Source organism: Mesorhizobium sp. ESP-6-4 (assembly GCF_020164735.1).
Taxonomy (GTDB): Bacteria; Pseudomonadota; Alphaproteobacteria; order Rhizobiales; family Rhizobiaceae; genus Mesorhizobium.
This window is the reverse complement of sequence record NZ_JAIUGS010000004.1, coordinates 132,674-147,332: the sequence shown is the minus strand read 5'-3', so window position 1 is coordinate 147,332 and position 14,659 is coordinate 132,674. Positions and strand designations below refer to the sequence as shown.

The 14,659-nt window shown below is 62.9% G+C and carries 18 protein-coding genes; 6 read left to right on the top strand and 12 right to left on the bottom strand.

The window, feature by feature from the left end:
- Window positions 1-41 precede the first annotated feature (41 nt).
- Window positions 42-377 carry a Grx4 family monothiol glutaredoxin gene (gene grxD, locus LB523_RS10265; protein ID WP_059185116.1) on the bottom strand — a complete coding sequence of 112 codons (336 nt, stop codon included), beginning with the start codon at window positions 375-377 and terminating at the stop codon, window positions 42-44.
- 304 nt (window positions 378-681) lie between these two features.
- Here grxD and LB523_RS10260 point away from each other — a divergent pair, with 304 nt between their 5' ends.
- Window positions 682-1,410, top strand: coding sequence for a DJ-1/PfpI family protein (locus tag LB523_RS10260; protein WP_224525640.1), 729 nt, complete (start codon window positions 682-684; stop codon window positions 1,408-1,410).
- A 40-nt stretch (window positions 1,411-1,450) separates the two neighbouring features.
- Here LB523_RS10260 and LB523_RS10255 read toward each other — a convergent pair whose 3' ends face one another.
- The 4 genes from LB523_RS10255 to LB523_RS10240 form a co-directional block, all read right to left on the bottom strand.
- Entirely contained in the window at window positions 1,451-1,684 is a 234-nt protein-coding gene (locus tag LB523_RS10255; protein WP_224602536.1) for a BolA family protein, read from the bottom strand.
- Window positions 1,685-1,786: 102 nt separating this feature from the next.
- Complete coding sequence (locus LB523_RS10250) at window positions 1,787-2,314, bottom strand: hypothetical protein (RefSeq protein ID WP_224525647.1); 528 nt, start codon at window positions 2,312-2,314, stop codon at window positions 1,787-1,789.
- A 93-nt stretch (window positions 2,315-2,407) separates the two neighbouring features.
- Complete coding sequence (gene purL / locus LB523_RS10245; RefSeq protein ID WP_224602534.1) at window positions 2,408-4,639, bottom strand: phosphoribosylformylglycinamidine synthase subunit PurL; 2,232 nt, start codon at window positions 4,637-4,639, stop codon at window positions 2,408-2,410.
- Window positions 4,640-4,786: 147 nt separating this feature from the next.
- The gene (locus LB523_RS10240; protein ID WP_224602532.1) at window positions 4,787-6,196 is read right to left on the bottom strand and encodes a PLP-dependent aminotransferase family protein; all 1,410 of its coding nucleotides are present in this window, start codon (window positions 6,194-6,196) and stop codon (window positions 4,787-4,789) included.
- Between LB523_RS10240 and LB523_RS10235 the strand changes: the two genes are divergently transcribed.
- Window positions 6,195-6,536 carry a DUF1127 domain-containing protein gene (locus tag LB523_RS10235; RefSeq protein WP_411966449.1) on the top strand — a complete coding sequence of 114 codons (342 nt, stop codon included), beginning with the start codon at window positions 6,195-6,197 and terminating at the stop codon, window positions 6,534-6,536. The genes LB523_RS10240 and LB523_RS10235 overlap by 2 nt on opposite strands.
- Before the next feature lie 4 nt (window positions 6,537-6,540).
- On the opposite strand, the gene LB523_RS10230 is transcribed toward LB523_RS10235, so the two are convergent.
- The 5 genes from LB523_RS10230 to purC form a co-directional block, all read right to left on the bottom strand.
- Entirely contained in the window at window positions 6,541-7,188 is a 648-nt protein-coding gene (locus LB523_RS10230; protein WP_224602530.1) for a Pr6Pr family membrane protein, read from the bottom strand.
- Window positions 7,189-7,195: 7 nt separating this feature from the next.
- The gene (locus tag LB523_RS10225; protein ID WP_224602529.1) at window positions 7,196-7,606 is read right to left on the bottom strand and encodes a hypothetical protein; all 411 of its coding nucleotides are present in this window, start codon (window positions 7,604-7,606) and stop codon (window positions 7,196-7,198) included.
- A 39-nt stretch (window positions 7,607-7,645) separates the two neighbouring features.
- Complete coding sequence (gene purQ / locus LB523_RS10220) at window positions 7,646-8,314, bottom strand: phosphoribosylformylglycinamidine synthase subunit PurQ (RefSeq protein ID WP_224525663.1); 669 nt, start codon at window positions 8,312-8,314, stop codon at window positions 7,646-7,648.
- Between the two features lie 2 nt (window positions 8,315-8,316).
- Complete coding sequence (gene purS, locus LB523_RS10215) at window positions 8,317-8,556, bottom strand: phosphoribosylformylglycinamidine synthase subunit PurS (protein WP_095765207.1); 240 nt, start codon at window positions 8,554-8,556, stop codon at window positions 8,317-8,319.
- Between the two features lie 64 nt (window positions 8,557-8,620).
- On the bottom strand, window positions 8,621-9,415 hold the full coding sequence (purC, locus tag LB523_RS10210; protein WP_040995384.1) for a phosphoribosylaminoimidazolesuccinocarboxamide synthase: 795 nt from the start codon (window positions 9,413-9,415) through the stop codon (window positions 8,621-8,623).
- A 274-nt stretch (window positions 9,416-9,689) separates the two neighbouring features.
- Between purC and LB523_RS10205 the strand changes: the two genes are divergently transcribed.
- Both LB523_RS10205 and LB523_RS10200 read left to right on the top strand, forming a co-directional pair.
- Window positions 9,690-10,010, top strand: coding sequence for a DUF1476 domain-containing protein (locus tag LB523_RS10205; RefSeq protein ID WP_095765208.1), 321 nt, complete (start codon window positions 9,690-9,692; stop codon window positions 10,008-10,010).
- A gap of 219 nt (window positions 10,011-10,229) precedes the next feature.
- Entirely contained in the window at window positions 10,230-11,003 is a 774-nt protein-coding gene (locus LB523_RS10200) for an HpcH/HpaI aldolase family protein (protein ID WP_095765209.1), read from the top strand.
- Between the two features lie 8 nt (window positions 11,004-11,011).
- Here LB523_RS10200 and LB523_RS10195 read toward each other — a convergent pair whose 3' ends face one another.
- Window positions 11,012-11,569: an RBBP9/YdeN family alpha/beta hydrolase gene (locus tag LB523_RS10195; protein WP_224601396.1), complete on the bottom strand. Its 558-nt coding sequence runs from the start codon at window positions 11,567-11,569 to the stop codon at window positions 11,012-11,014.
- 199 nt (window positions 11,570-11,768) lie between these two features.
- On the opposite strand from LB523_RS10195, the gene LB523_RS10190 reads away from it, so the two are divergent.
- The gene (locus LB523_RS10190; RefSeq protein WP_224602528.1) at window positions 11,769-12,581 is read left to right on the top strand and encodes a VOC family protein; all 813 of its coding nucleotides are present in this window, start codon (window positions 11,769-11,771) and stop codon (window positions 12,579-12,581) included.
- Window positions 12,582-12,828: 247 nt separating this feature from the next.
- Here the strand turns inward: LB523_RS10190 and purB are convergent, their stop codons facing one another.
- Window positions 12,829-14,136 carry an adenylosuccinate lyase gene (purB, locus tag LB523_RS10185; RefSeq protein ID WP_224602527.1) on the bottom strand — a complete coding sequence of 436 codons (1,308 nt, stop codon included), beginning with the start codon at window positions 14,134-14,136 and terminating at the stop codon, window positions 12,829-12,831.
- Between the two features lie 262 nt (window positions 14,137-14,398).
- Here purB and LB523_RS10180 point away from each other — a divergent pair, with 262 nt between their 5' ends.
- Window positions 14,399-14,656: a DUF2171 domain-containing protein gene (locus LB523_RS10180; RefSeq protein ID WP_140546895.1), complete on the top strand. Its 258-nt coding sequence runs from the start codon at window positions 14,399-14,401 to the stop codon at window positions 14,654-14,656.
- The last annotated feature ends 3 nt before the right edge of the window (window positions 14,657-14,659 follow it).

Sequence of the window (14,659 nt, the reverse complement as noted above, 5' to 3'; positions counted from 1 at the left end):
CGGAAGCTAGTGTCCGCCGGCCGGTCGCCGACGCAATCCGATCAGGCGGCGCCTTTGACGCTGACGCCCTTTTCGACCAGGAAGTCCTGCAATTCACCGGCTTGGAACATCTCGCGCACGATGTCGCAACCGCCGACGAATTCGCCCTTCACATAGAGCTGCGGGATGGTCGGCCAGTTGGAATAATCCTTGATGCCCTGGCGCAATTCGGCCGAGTCGAGCACGTTGACGCCTTTGTAGTCGGCCCCGATATAATCGAGGATCTGCACCACCTGGCCGGAGAACCCGCATTGCGGGAAGCCGGGGGTGCCCTTCATGAAGAGCACGACGTCGTTGCTCTTCACTTCATTATCGATGTAGTCGTTGATGCCGGTCATGGACAATCCTTTCATGCCTGTGGGAGTCAGGCTCGAAGCATGTCCTTCAAATAAACCCATAGGTTGGCTGAAACAAGACGTTAGCCGTGACGCTGGCCCAATGGCGCAAAAGTCGGCGCGGTTTGGGCCAAACCGAGTGACGGTGGATTCGTAGTGATGAATCTGAGCTTGGTGCCCGACGCGGAAGACGTCTCCCGGCCCAGATCTGCCCCTCGGAGCTGTGACCCGTTGCGCATATCTTCACCAAGCGCGATGATCTCCACTGCGCCAAGCCGGCGTGTGGGCATTTGGAGGCGAATGCGGCATGTCCGGTTTCGATATCGGCTTCGTGATCTTCCCTGGAATCACGCAACTCGACTTTACTGGCCCGTTTGAAGTCTTGAGCCGGCTTGGAACGCCTGCCTCGATCTCTGCGGCCAGCAAGTTCCCTCAATCGAGAACCCACGTTGTCGCGAAGACCATGCTACCGGTTTCGAGCGACCGCGGTCTCGGCATCATGCCCACCTGCACGTTTCAGAGCTGTCCCCAGCTAGACCTGATTTGCCTGCCCGGTGGCGCAGGCGTCGTAGAAGCTCTCGCCGATTTCGAGACGATCGATTTCATTCGCCGCCAGGGCGAGCAGGCAGAATATGTAACCTCTGTTTGCATGGGCGCCTTTCTTCTTGGTGCAGCCGGGTTGTTGAAGGGACGTAGGGCTGCGACACATTGGGCCTACGTCGATCTGCTCCCCTTGGTCGGCGCCAGTCACGAAAAGGGCCGGGTAGTGCGCGACGGCAATGTCTTCACCTCGGGCGGCGTCACTTCGGGGATTGACTTCGCATTCCGCATCGTCGCCGAACTTGCTGGACCGGAGGTCGCGCAAGCCATCCAACTCGGGATCGAGTACGACCCGTCTCCTCCCTTTGATTCAGGTCACCCTGACAAGGCATCCGAGGCGGCCATCGCGCTCATGGTTCAACGCAACGAAAAGGCCTACACGGGGATTCGCGAAGGACTCAAAAAATTGGTCATCCCCGGCAAATTTCCGCGCTAAGGGACCTACAACTCCAATACGAGCCGTCAGATTTCAAGCACTAGTCCGGAACGCTGGTCTGCAGCGCCAGAGCATGCAGGACACCGCCCATCTTGCCCTTCAGCGCGTCATAGACCATCTGGTGCTGCTGGACGCGGCTTTTGCCCCGGAAACTCTCGGCCACCACTTCGGCCGCATAATGATCGCCGTCGCCGGCCAGGTCGCGGACGGTCACTTTGGCGTCGGGAATGCCTTCCTTGATCAGTTTTTCGATGTCGTGGGCATCCATTGCCATGGCAAAATCCTGTTTCAAGCGGGCAGGCTGTGTGGTGTGACTCGGGGTAGAGCCTAGAACCTTTCCAGCCCGGATTGAAGCCGTTCCGTCGCAGAAGGAAGCCTAGGAATTATCCGGGCTCGGATGAACCACACCGTCCTCGCTGATGTCATCGCGCGTCGAATAGGCGCGGCCGAGGCTGAAGACCAGCACGTAGAGCGGGACGTTGATCAGCAGGCCGACGATGGGAAGATAGCTCGTCATCCGCCATGCAGTTGAGAAGAAGGCCTGACCGTAGCCGTCGCAGATCAAGGACGAGCCATAGTCCCAAACCGCCCCGACCGCGGCGGCAACGGCAAAGAGCTTGATGCAGGTCGCGATGTGCTTTGCCCGCGCCGGCTCCGGAGAAAACCTGTTCCACAGCACGAGGCAGGCGATTGGAACCGCGTAGATCAGGCTCTGCACGATGAGCATCGGCAGCGTGCCGTTTGCCGCCGCCAGGAACTCGGCGCGGGTTTCTAGCCGGGGGCAGACCTCGCTCGAGGTCGTCGACAGCAGGAACAGGGCGAACGGTCCGAGAAACCAGAAGAAGAACAGAGACGGCCAGAAGACGACTGCGACCAGCGCCCTGGCGGTTAAATCATGTCGCATAAAAAAGGATTTATGCGACATGATTTAGGTCTTTTGTCGTAGGCATGTCTTTTTCCCGAAACCGCTGCACACTTTCGGGAGACATGTTTCTGGTCAACTGGCCTGATCCATGAAGCGCGGGAACCAGCCCTCATGGGCGGCGGTCAATTCACTGACCGGGATCGGCCGTGCGTCACCCAGCTTCAATTCACGTCCGCCGGTGGTGCCGATCCATGGCGCGAAGATGCCGAGCTTGCTCTGCTCCTCGCGGATCCTGTCCCATTCGCCGCTTTGCGGGTCGATCGATAACGTCAATAGATAGCGGCCTTGGTCCTCGCCGAACCAGACCGGAATCGGGTCGGTGCCGGTGAGGCCGGGGATGGTGGCGCCGATGCCGGAGGCCATAGCCATTTCGGCCAGCGCTACCGCCAGGCCGCCGTCGGAGACATCGTGGGCCGATGTCACGATGCCGGAAGCGATCAGCGAGCGCACATGGTCGCCGACGCGCTTCTCATGCGCGAGGTCGACGGGCGGCGGCGGACCGTCGGCGCGGCCATGGATGTCACGCATATAGGCGGACTGGCCGAGATGGCTGCCCCATGTCGGTGGCGCGCCGACAAGCACGATCATCTGGCCCTCGGCAGCAAAGCCGATGCGCGCCATCTTCGACCAGTCGGCGATGAGGCCGACGCCGCCGATCGTCGGGGTTGGCAGGATGCCGCGGCCATTGGTTTCGTTGTAGAGCGAGACATTGCCCGACACGATCGGGAAGCCGAGCGCGCGGCAGGCATCGCCGATGCCTTTGATGGCGCCGACGAGCTGACCCATGATCTCCGGCCGCTCCGGATTGCCGAAATTGAGATTGTCGGTGGCAGCAAGCGGCAGGGCGCCCGTTGCCGTCAGGTTGCGCCAGCATTCGGCCACAGCCTGCTTGCCGCCTTCGTAAGGATCGGCCTCGCAGTAGCGCGGCGTGACGTCGGAGGAAAAGGCCAGCGCCTTGGTCGGGTGACCTTCGACGCGCACGACGCCGGCATCGCCGCCTGGAAGCTGCAACGAATTGCCCTGGATCAGCGTGTCATACTGCTCCCACACCCAACGGCGCGAAGAGAGGTCCGGTCCGCCCAGCATCTTGAGCAACGCGTCGGCGACATCGGCCTTCGGCGCGTCGTTTGCGGCAAGCGGCGCCGGCTTCTTCGCTTCGACCCAGGGGCGGTCATATTCCGGCGCCTGGTCCCCCAGGTCCTTGATCGGCAAATTGGCGACCTCGTCACCCTGATGGATGACGCGGAAGCGCAGATCATCGGTGGTCTTGCCGACGATGGCGAAGTCGAGCCCCCATTTGCGGAAGATCGCCTCGGCCTCCTCTTCCTTTTCCGGGCGCAGCACCATCAGCATGCGCTCCTGGCTTTCCGACAGCATCATCTCATAGGCGCTCATGCGCTCCTCGCGCACCGGCACCTTGTCGAGGTCGAGCTCGATGCCGAGATCGCCCTTGGCGCCCATCTCGACCGCCGAGCAGGTGAGGCCGGCCGCACCCATGTCCTGGATGGCGATGACGGCGCCCGACGCCATCAGCTCGAGACAGGCCTCCAGCAGACATTTTTCGGTGAAGGGATCTCCGACCTGCACGGTCGGCCGCTTCTCCTCGATCTTGTCGTCGAATTCGGCCGAGGCCATGGTGGCGCCGCCGACGCCGTCGCGCCCGGTCTTGGCGCCGAGATAGACGACCGGCAGGCCGACGCCCTTGGCCCGCGACAGGAAGATGGCGTTGGTCTTGGCGAGACCCGCCGCGAAGGCGTTGACCAGAATGTTGCCGTTGTAGCGAGCATCGAAATTGACCTCGCCGCCGACGGTCGGCACGCCGAAGGAATTGCCGTAGCCGCCGACGCCCGAAACCACGCCCGCGACAAGGTGCCGGGTCTTGGGATGATCCGGCGCGCCGAAGCGAAGCGCGTTCATCGCAGCCACCGGCCGGGCGCCCATGGTGAAGACGTCGCGCAGGATGCCGCCGACGCCGGTCGCGGCACCCTGATAAGGTTCGATGTAGGAGGGGTGGTTATGGCTCTCCATCTTGAAGACGACGCAGTCGCCGTCGCCGATGTCGACCACGCCGGCATTCTCGCCTGGACCCTGGATGACCTGCGGACCGCTGGTCGGCAGCGTGCGCAGCCATTTCTTGGAGGACTTGTAGGAGCAGTGCTCGTTCCACATCGCCGAGAAGATGCCGAGCTCGGTGAAGCTTGGCTCGCGGCCGACCAGATCGAGAATGCGCTGGTATTCGTCCGGCTTCAGCCCATGCGCGGCGACGAGCTCGGGGGTGATCGGCACGGAATTGGAAATGGTCATGAGCGGCAAGTTTTGTCCGTGGAAGAGGGGAGTTTTCGAGTCCTCTCTTATCGCAAGCTTTCGCGCGATACACCCCACCGGATGAGGAAAAAAGCCGGAAAACGGCCCCTGCCGGCGGAGGCCAGGGCCTAGAGCTCGCCAGCTTGATCAGGAAAAACTGTCGTAGCCGGCGCGGCCTTCGTCAAGCAGGCGGCGGATGACGGCGACGCCGCCGGCGACATCCGAGCTTTGCCGCGGCTGCGACACGCCAAAGCGCACGCCGTGAAAGACCTGCTCGGAGCGGCCGGCCTTGAACTCGTCCTCGTCGTCGATGAGCACGCCTTGCGCCAGGCAGGCGTTCTTGAAAGTGCCGGACAGCCACGGGTCCGGCAAGGTCAGCCAGACGAAGGGCACGTTGTCGCGCGCCTTGAAATCAAAACCCGCCAGCACTTCGCGCACGATAGCGAGGCGCACCTGGATTTCGCCAATGCAGCGCTTGCGGATCTCGCCCGCCTGGCCCGACATCACCAGCCGCGTGCCGACCTCGGCCAGCAGGAAGGGCAGGCCGCCGGTCATCATCTTGTGGGCGACGCGGATGCGGTGGCGATAGGCCGGCGGGCAGGAAAGCCAGCCGCCGCGCACGCCTGCCGCGACCGACTTCGACAGGCCGCCGGCGACGATCGTGCGCTCGGGCGCATATTCGGCCAGCAGCGGTGTCGGGTCGTCGGTGAGCTCGCCGTAAAGATCGTCCTCGATCAGCGCAACATTGTACTCACGCGCGATCTTGGCGATCGCCTGCCGTCGCTCCGCCGACAACGTCACCAGCGTCGGGTTCTTCGCGGTCGGCATCAGGAACATCAGCTTTGGATGTTTCTGCGCGCAGACGCGCTCGAAATCATCCGGGTCGATACCGCCCTCATCAGTCAAAACCAGCGCCGTGCGGCGGCCGATCAGCCCTGCGCTGCGCGCGATCTGCGAATAGGTGAGGTGCTCGAAGACCACGTAGTCGCCGGGCATGGTCAGCGCCGCGATCGCCGCCATGACCGCAGCATGGGTGCCCAGCGTCGGCACGATCGAATCGAGCGAGGGGCGGAAGGCATTGCGTGCCAGCCAGCGGCTTCCGGCTTCGTACCAGCGTTCGGGAAAGTCCCGCGTGTAGCTCGAAATGTCGTGCGGATGCTCCTGCGCCGTGCGTGCCAGCATGTCGGCAATCACCGCGCCCTGGCCGACATCGGGCGCGGCGGTGCTGTCGAAGCGCAGCTTGCCGCTCGGCGCATCGATGGGACGCGTGCCCTGGATGGCAGGTTCCAAATCCGGCTTCGGGTCTGCGGCGCGCTGGCCTAGCACATAGGTGCCGCGGCCGACCTCGCCGCTCACCAGGCCGCGCTCGCGCAGCAGCTGATAGGCCCTGCCGATGGTGCCGACGGTCGTGCCGATGTCATAGGCGAGGTCGCGCTGCGGCGGCAGTTTTGCACCGGCGTCGATGACGCCCTTGTCGATATCTGACTCAATGCTGTCAGCAAGACGCTGGTAGAGCGGACCGGAGCCAGAGGAAAGATCGGGGAGCCAATTTGTCATGGTGACAATTTTCTATATTGCACCGCGCGATGAGTCAATTCATATCGATCTCGCGATTGGGAAGGTACAATCGGAACAAGGCAGAATGACAATGGATACAATCGAGACAATTCGCTATGCTCGCCCGGCTTTTGGCGCGCAGGTCGATCCCTTGGCCCATCGCGGGTTCGTCGGCCGCATGGCGGTTGTGCTCCGTTCCGTCGTAAGGCAGATCGACCGGATGCTGGAGCGCAGGCGCGGCCGCCTCGCGCTCATGGAGATGACGGACGAGCAGCTCAAGGATATCGGCGTCTCGCGCTGCGACGCCCATAGCGAAGGCATCAGGCCATTTTGGGAATGATGGTCTATCTTCGGGTTGCGGGCTTTCTTCGCAACCGGCCGATACCGTGATCGACAAGCACGGCGAGCACGCACAATGCGATGAACAGGGCCGTGACGCCAAGCGCCGAAATGGCAACGCTGGCGGCGCCGTTCTTGGCGACGTCGAGGAATGGGTAGGGTATTTCTCCGGCGAAGGGCGCGCGTATCAGCGCGTAGGCGAGATAGGCGACCGGATAGATCATCCACCAGGTGATGTCGCTCCACTGCCGCCTGCCATCGGCGCCCGCCACCAGCCACCACAGCACGAACAGCGCCGGCGTCACATAGTGCAAGAGGACGTCACAGAGCAGGAACAAACCCCGCGGCTGCCAGAGCTTCGCCAGGACTGTGGTGTAGACGATGAAAACCAAAGTCATGGCCACGGCGACGCCAGTCCGCGTCCGCGGTCCGGCAAAGGCCGGGAACCAGGCATAGCCGGCGGGTGACAGCAGCGAGGCGTGCACCATCACAGCGGCGATGTTGGTCAGGACGGTGAAGAAGCTGAAATAGAAGACGATCGAGCTGAGCAGGCCGCGGCCTGCGGCCATCGATGCCGGGATAGTGATGGCGAATTGCAGAACAAGCGCAATCAGCCCGACAGCCAGTCCCGCGGTCTGCAGGAACCGGGCCATGACAACCTCAGGCGGCAGCCGCGCAGGACGGATTGCCGGCCTGCCAGCGGGCGATGTCGGAACCGATGCGCGCGCCGAGCGGCTCGTTCATCAGCGGCCCGAACACGTCGACCCGGCGGGAATTTCCCTGCGCCTGCACGACCAGCAGCGGCTTGCCGCCATAATGCTTGGCGGGCACCAGCAGGAAGCGCGGCGTGCCGCTGTAGGAATTGAGCTCATTGGCCATCTGGTAGGGCTTGAAGGCCGGGTCCTTGCTGGCGATCCAGCATTTATGCGCTGCGATGGCAACCTGTTCCATCGCGAGCAGCGAGGCGCTCTTGCCTGAGGGAATCGGCGTGGTCTTGGGGCTGGACTGGCAGGAAGCCAAGGCGAGCCCGGCGGCGGCCAGGAGAGCAAGGCGAGCGATCGTCAGTCTCATGGTCAGTCCGCCCCCGCGTTCCGATAGGATGTTAAAGGATCAGGCAGCGATGCCGAGCGCGCTTTCGAACAGCGCCCGTCCGTCATTGCCGCCATGCGCCGCTTCGATCAGGTTTTCCGGATGCGGCATCAGGCCGAGCACATTGCCCTTGTCGTTGACGATGCCGGCAATGTCGTTGATCGAGCCGTTGGGATTGGTGTTTTCCGCATAGCGGAACACCACCTGGCCTTCGCCTTCTAGCCGGGCAAGGGTCTCGGCATCGGCGAAATAGTTGCCGTCATGATGCGCCACCGGGGAGCGGATCACCTGTCCGGGCTGGTAGCCGCGGGTGAACATGGTGTTGGCGTTGGCGATCTCGAGCTTCACCTGCCGGCAGACGAATTTCAGCGACGCGTTGCGCATCAGGGCGCCGGGCAGCAGTCCCGCCTCGACCAGAATCTGGAAGCCGTTGCAGACGCCGATAACGGTCACGCCCTTGGCCGCCTTTTCGGCGACCGCTCGCATCACCGGCATGCGCGCCGCGATGGCGCCGCAGCGCAGATAGTCGCCGAAGGAGAAGCCGCCCGGGATAGCGATCAGGTCGACATCGGGGATTTCTGTGTCGGTCTGCCAGACGGTCGCCGGCGCCTGGCCGGAAATCTTGGTCAGCGCCGCGATCATGTCGCGGTCGCGGTTGAGGCCAGGCAGAAGGACGACGGCTGATTTCATTGTCAGGCGATCTCCACCGCGTAGTTTTCGATAACCGTGTTCGCCAGAAGCTTGTCGCACATGGCCTTTAGGTCGGCTTCGGCCTTGGCCTTGTCGGTTCCGGCGAGTTCGATGTCGAACACCTTGCCCTGCCGCACTTGGCCGACGCCGTCGAAGCCCAGCCCGGAGAGCGCGTGCTCGATCGCCTTGCCCTGCGGGTCGAGGACGCCGTTCTTGAGGGTCACGGTGATACGGGCTTTCATCGATGCTCCTGGGCAGATCGTCGTTTGGGAAACGCCTGCCATTGTCCGGCAGGCCCGTCAATGTTCAGTGCTTCAGGCCCTTCGGCGCCTCGGAAGAGGCGACGAGCACGGGGCCCGTGGGGCGCGGCGGCTCGTTCTCGTTGATGATGCCGAGACGGCGGGCAACTTCCTGATAGGCTTCGACCAGACCGCCCATGTCGCGGCGGAAACGGTCCTTGTCGAGCTTGTCCTGGGTGGCGACGTCCCACAGCCTGCAGGAGTCCGGCGAGATCTCGTCGGCGACGACGATGCGCATCATGTCGCCCTCGAACAGGCGGCCGCATTCGATCTTGAAGTCGACCAGCTGGATGCCGACGCCGAGGAACAGGCCGGACAGGAAGTCGTTGACGCGGATGGCCAAAGCCATGATGTCGTCGATTTCCTGGGGGCTTGCCCAGCCGAAGGCGGTGATGTGCTCTTCGGACACCATCGGGTCGTCGAGCGCGTCGGCCTTGTAGTAGAATTCGATGATCGAGCGCGGCAGCACCGTGCCTTCCTCGATGCCGAGGCGCTTGGATAGCGAGCCGGCGGCGACATTGCGAACCACCACCTCGAGCGGGATGATCTCGACTTCCTTGATCAACTGCTCACGCATGTTGAGCCGGCGGATGAAGTGGGTGGGGATGCCCATCCGGTTCAAGTGGTTGAAGATGTGTTCGGAAATGCGGTTGTTGAGCACGCCCTTGCCATCGACCACTTCATGCTTCTTCTTGTTGAAAGCGGTGGCATCGTCCTTGAAAAACTGGATCAGCGTCCCCGGCTCAGGGCCCTCATAGAGGATCTTGGCCTTGCCTTCGTAAATGCGGCGGCGATTTTTCATTTGATTTTTTCTCTGGATCTGCGGGCAAGCGGCGAGTGACCGGTTCCTGCCCGTCTGCCTAAATTAGTATGGCGAAGGCGGCGTTCAATGCCGGTGTTATCGCAATCGTCTTGTTTGCTCAATCGGCAAATCCCGCGAATCAACCGCTTTCGGGACTGAAATGCCGCAGCGCAGCATGCGACGAAGCATATTGACCGGCCCGCGGCCTTTTGGTTTGTGCTTGCCCACCACACATATTCACCGCCAAGCGAATCGGATTGATCGGAGGGACGTTATGAGCAGCATGAAAGACCGCGAAGAGGGTTTTGAGCGCAAATTCGCCTTCGACGAGGAGCTTCGCTTCAAGGCCGCGGCGCGCCGCAACAAGGCGCTTGGCCTGTGGGCCGCCGAGAAACTGGGCAAATCCGGCGCCGATGCCGAAGCCTATGCCAAGGAAGTGGTGGTCTCCGATATCGAGGAAGCGGGCGACCACGATGTTTTCCGCAAGATACGCACGGATTTTGACGCGGCCGGCGTCGCCCAGTCCGACCATCAGATCCGCCGCACCATGGACGAGCTGATGGCGCAGGCGATCGAGGAGATCAAGAACAGCTGAGGCTGTGCGGACATGGTGTCGTCCGAGAACCGCTTCGCGCTTTTCGGCATCATTCTCTATCTCTTTGTTTTTACGCAATTCCGGACGGAAAACCGATACACACTTTTCCTGGAAGTGCTCTGACTGGACCAATCGACCGCTCGGCCAAACCGGGCGGTTTTTCTTTGCCTTCGCGTCGTTTCCGGCCAAAACTGCGGATTGTTCACAAGGAAACTTCCGATGTCGCTCAAGTCCCGCCTGGCCGCCGACGAAACGCTGTTCACCGCCTGGTCGGGCGTGCCGGACGCGCTGACGGTCGAGATCATCGCCAAGCAGGGTTTTGATGCCGTCACGCTCGACATGCAGCATGGCGGCCACCATGAGGACAGCGTGCTGCGCGGCCTGGTGCCGGTTCTAGCCGCCAACAAGCCGGCGCTGGTGCGCATTCCGGTCGGGCGCTTCGACATGGCGAGCCGCGCGCTCGATTTCGGCGCCGAGGCGGTGATCGCGCCGATGGTGAACTCCGTGGCCGATGCAAGGCAATTCGCCGCCGCGATGAAATATCCGCCGCTGGGCGAACGCTCCTGGGGCCCGACCTATGCTTTCCCGCGCCATGGCAAGGGCGACCATGCCGAATGGCTGCGCGACACGAACCAGCGCACCATGGCTTTTGCCATGGTCGAGACGCGGGCTGCCCTCGAGGCGCTGGACGGTATTTTGGATACGCCCGGCATCGACGGCATCTTCGTCGGTCCGTCGGATTTCTCGATCGCCTGGTCGAACGGCACCACCATCAATTCGACGCTGGAAAGCATGATGGAGACGGTCGCGTCGATCGCCGAGCGGACCCGCAAGGCCGGCAAGCATGCCGCGATCTATGTCATCGAACCGGCGATTGCCGGGCGTGTCGTGTCGATGGGTTTTCGGCTGCTCGCCATGGGCTCGGACCACACGCTGATCTCGCTCGGCGCGAAAACGCTGCTGAAGAGCATGCGGGATTCGATCGGCTCCTGAAACCGGCGTTACGGCTCCTTCAACTCCGTCAGGAATTTGGCGAAAGTCATCGAACCCTCCGGCCACGGGCCGAAGCCGGCGTCGTGGTTGAGATGGCCGGCCTCGCCGGCATCGATGAAGAGCGATCCCCAGGCGGCGGCAATGTCCTCGGCGACTGCGAAGGCGCAGAATGGATCGTTGCGGCTGGCGATCACGATGGACGGAAAAGGCAGGGGATCGCGCGAATAGGGGCCGAAGGTCATCAGATGCCTTGGCCTGATTTCCGGATTGGAGACGTCGGGCGGCGCGACGAAGAAGGCGCCGGCGACCGGCTTCTTGAATTGCGGGATGGCCTGCACCGCCGCCGTCACGCCCAGCGAGTGCGCAACAAGTACCACGGGCCGCTCGGCCTCGTTGACGGCGTTGGCCACGCTCGCCGTCCAGTCCTCACGCACGGGTTTGGTCCATTCCGCCTGCTCGACCCGGCGCGCCGTCGACAGTTTCGATTGCCAGCGGGTCTGCCAGTGCTCGGGGCCGGAATTGGTGTAGCCCGGCACGATCAGTATATCTGCGTCTTTGACTTTCATGGCGCCGATGTAGCGAGCGGCTTTCTTGGCTGCAACCCTGTCGGAAAATTCGGAGCGATCACAATTGTGAACAACTTGTTCGATTCTTGCTCTCTTGTGTGAACGATCGCAATCGACGATTTGGAGGGGAACAAGGAACAATGGCTGGTGGCCACGACAATCCCATGCTGGGATAAGCGCTGCCCGAACGGAGAGTTTGATGAGCGAACTGCCTTTTGCCGCGACCACCCCGGTCAGCGTGTCGCGTGTCGGGCTAAAGGCGCGCGATGCCGAAAGCCTGGCGGCCTATTACCGCGCCGTCGTCGGCCTGCAGGAACTGAGCCGCGCCGACGGCGCGATCACGCTCGGCGCAGCCAATCGGCCATTGCTGGTGCTCGAACAGGATTCGTCGGCCAAGCCCGACGATCCGCGTAGCGCCGGCCTTTTTCACACCGCTTTCCTTTTGCCGTCGCGTGCGGACCTTGGCCGCTGGATCAGCCACGCCGCCGCTAATCGCATCGGCATCGAGGGCGCCTCCGACCATCTGGTCAGCGAGGCGCTCTATCTCACTGATCCGGAGGGCAACGGCATCGAGATCTATGCGGATCGTCGCCCGCAGGACTGGAAATGGAACGGCGACAGAATTGCCATGGCGACCGAGCGGCTGAACCTGCAGGCGGTGGTGGGCAGCGTCCCGGCGGGCGATGCCGGCTGGCAGGGCGCGCCGGAAAACACCATTGTCGGCCATGTGCATCTGCGCGTCGGTCGGCCGGAGGACGCGGAGGCCTGGTGGCATGACCAGTTCGGCTTCGACACCGTCGCCAAATATGGCGGCCAGGCGGTGTTCCTGTCGTCCGGCCATTACCACCACCATATCGGCGCCAATGCCTGGCAGAGCGCCGGCGCCGGCCGCCGCGATCCGTCGCGCTCGGGCCTCGCCTGGGTCGAGATGCGCTCGGACAATGTGAAGCAGGAGACGAGCCGTGAGGACCCGTGGGGCACGGTGATCAGGACGGTGCCTGGGAAGGCTTGAGCGACGCCTGCGTCAAGCTGGAGCACCCCTCATCCGTCTCGGCGCTAGCGCGCCGATCCACCTTCTCCCACAAGGGGAGAAGAGAAAACCGCGCCAGAGCCGGCGCCAATCGCGGCGTTGGTGATTAGTTGAGGCGCGGGCCCCAAATTCCCCCTTCTCCCCTTGTGGGAGAAGGTGGCTTGTCGCGGAGCGACAAGGCGGATGAGGGGTGTTCCAGCTGGGCGCCAGCGCGCGCCTTTGTTCGGCTTCAAGCCTCTCCGAACACCCGCTTGAAGATCGTGTCGACATGCTTGGTATGATAGCCGAGGTCGAATTTCTCGCGGATCTCGGCTTCGGGCAGCGCCGCCGTCACGTCCTTGTCGGCAAGCAGTTCCTCCAGGAAATCGGCGCCGTGTTCCCACACTTTCATGGCGTTGCGCTGCACCAGGCGGTAGGCGTCCTCGCGTGACAGGCCGGCCTGGGTCAGTGCCAGCAGCACGCGCTGCGAGTGCACCAGACCGCGGAACTTGTTGAGGTTCTTCTCCATGTTCTCGGGGTAGACGAGCAGCTTGTCGACGACGCCGGTCAGGCGCGACAGCGCGAAATCCAGCGTTACCGTCGCATCCGGCCCGATCATGCGCTCGACCGAGGAATGCGAAATGTCGCGCTCGTGCCAGAGCGCCACGTCTTCCATCGCCGGCATGGCGTAGGCGCGCACCATCCGGGCAAGGCCGGTGAGGTTTTCGGTCAGCACCGGGTTGCGCTTGTGCGGCATAGCCGACGAGCCCTTCTGGCCCGGCGAGAAATACTCTTCCGCTTCCAGCACTTCGGTGCGCTGCAGATGGCGGATCTCTATGGCGAGGCGTTCGACCGACGAGGCGATGACGCCAAGCGTGGCGAAGAACATGGCGTGGCGGTCGCGCGGGATCACCTGGGTCGACACCGGCTCCGGCTTCAGGCCAAGCTTTGCCGCCACATGCTCTTCGACATAAGGCTCGATGTTAGCGAAGGTGCCGACCGCGCCGGAAATGGCGCAGGTGGCGATGTCCTCCCGCGCGTGCACCAGCCGCTCGCGGCAGCGCGAGAACTCGGCATAGGCCTGCGCCAGCTTGACGCCGAAGGTGGTCGGCTCGGCATGGATACCGTGGCTGCGGCCGATGGTGACGGTGTCCTTGTGCTCGAAGGCGCGGCGCTTCAGCGCCGCAAGCAAGGCGTCGATATCGGCAAGCAGGATGTCGCTGGCCCGGGTCAGCTGCACCGCAAGGCAGGTGTCGAGCACGTCCGACGAGGTCATGCCCTGGTGGATGAAGCGGGCATCCGGTCCGACGAATTCGGCGAGATGGGTCAGGAAAGCGATGACGTCATGCTTGGTGACGCGTTCGATCTCGTCGATCTTGGCGACGTCGAATTTGGCCGCGCCGCCTTTTTCCCAGATCGTCTTCGCCGCTTCCTTCGGAATGACACCCAGCTCCGCCAGCGCATCGCAGGCATGCGCCTCGATCTCGAACCAGATGCGGAAGCGGTTTTCGGGCGACCAGATGGCGACCATTTCCGGCCGGGAATAACGAGGGATCATCCGTTTTCTAAGTCCTGCCTGGGAGAAGCGTCGGCCGCGTCCTAACAGAGCCAGGCCCAATGCTCAACGCCGCTGCCGCGCAAACCAGGTACTGACCGCGACGAGCGCTGCAAGACGGTTTGTCATCTGTCTCATCAGCGTCATGCTTATCACGCCACGATGAACGAGGCGCGCCGTGCGATGCATCCAATCCGGCGTTCATTTGTTATTGTCGGCCGTCTCGCATCCGAAAGGGCAAATCGCCATTCAGCGGAGAACCAGCATGAGCACCGACATCAGCAAGATACGCGGACACATGGAAGTGATCGGCGCCGACGGCGTCCATATCGGCACCGTCGACAAGGTCGAGGGTGATCGGATCAAGCTGACCAAGGCCGACAGCGGCATGGGCTCGCACAAGAACCATCACCACTACATTTCGCTTGCCCTGGTCGCGGAGATCGACGGCCAGAAGGTATGGCTCTCCGCGAATTCGGATGTCGCGGTCACCTTCGAGGAAGAAAAATCCGATCCGACTTGATCG

What these genes read in the sequence shown, in the direction of transcription:
- grxD (WP_059185116.1), bottom strand. Translation starts at nt 377, where the DNA reads ATGACCGGCATCAACGACTACATCGATAATGAAGTGAAGAGCAACGAC.
- LB523_RS10260 (WP_224525640.1), top strand. Translation starts at nt 682, where the DNA reads ATGTCCGGTTTCGATATCGGCTTCGTGATCTTCCCTGGAATCACGCAA.
- LB523_RS10255 (WP_224602536.1), bottom strand. Translation starts at nt 1,684, where the DNA reads ATGGCAATGGATGCCCACGACATCGAAAAACTGATCAAGGAAGGCATT.
- LB523_RS10250 (WP_224525647.1), bottom strand. Translation starts at nt 2,314, where the DNA reads ATGCGACATGATTTAACCGCCAGGGCGCTGGTCGCAGTCGTCTTCTGG.
- purL (WP_224602534.1), bottom strand. Translation starts at nt 4,639, where the DNA reads ATGACCATTTCCAATTCCGTGCCGATCACCCCCGAGCTCGTCGCCGCG.
- LB523_RS10235 (WP_411966449.1), top strand. Translation starts at nt 6,195, where the DNA reads ATGGTGACAATTTTCTATATTGCACCGCGCGATGAGTCAATTCATATC.
- LB523_RS10240 (WP_224602532.1), bottom strand. Translation starts at nt 6,196, where the DNA reads ATGACAAATTGGCTCCCCGATCTTTCCTCTGGCTCCGGTCCGCTCTAC.
- LB523_RS10230 (WP_224602530.1), bottom strand. Translation starts at nt 7,188, where the DNA reads ATGGCCCGGTTCCTGCAGACCGCGGGACTGGCTGTCGGGCTGATTGCG.
- LB523_RS10225 (WP_224602529.1), bottom strand. Translation starts at nt 7,606, where the DNA reads ATGAGACTGACGATCGCTCGCCTTGCTCTCCTGGCCGCCGCCGGGCTC.
- purQ (WP_224525663.1), bottom strand. Translation starts at nt 8,314, where the DNA reads ATGAAATCAGCCGTCGTCCTTCTGCCTGGCCTCAACCGCGACCGCGAC.
- purS (WP_095765207.1), bottom strand. Translation starts at nt 8,556, where the DNA reads ATGAAAGCCCGTATCACCGTGACCCTCAAGAACGGCGTCCTCGACCCG.
- purC (WP_040995384.1), bottom strand. Translation starts at nt 9,415, where the DNA reads ATGAAAAATCGCCGCCGCATTTACGAAGGCAAGGCCAAGATCCTCTAT.
- LB523_RS10205 (WP_095765208.1), top strand. Translation starts at nt 9,690, where the DNA reads ATGAGCAGCATGAAAGACCGCGAAGAGGGTTTTGAGCGCAAATTCGCC.
- LB523_RS10200 (WP_095765209.1), top strand. Translation starts at nt 10,230, where the DNA reads ATGTCGCTCAAGTCCCGCCTGGCCGCCGACGAAACGCTGTTCACCGCC.
- LB523_RS10195 (WP_224601396.1), bottom strand. Translation starts at nt 11,569, where the DNA reads ATGAAAGTCAAAGACGCAGATATACTGATCGTGCCGGGCTACACCAAT.
- LB523_RS10190 (WP_224602528.1), top strand. Translation starts at nt 11,769, where the DNA reads ATGAGCGAACTGCCTTTTGCCGCGACCACCCCGGTCAGCGTGTCGCGT.
- purB (WP_224602527.1), bottom strand. Translation starts at nt 14,136, where the DNA reads ATGATCCCTCGTTATTCCCGGCCGGAAATGGTCGCCATCTGGTCGCCC.
- LB523_RS10180 (WP_140546895.1), top strand. Translation starts at nt 14,399, where the DNA reads ATGAGCACCGACATCAGCAAGATACGCGGACACATGGAAGTGATCGGC.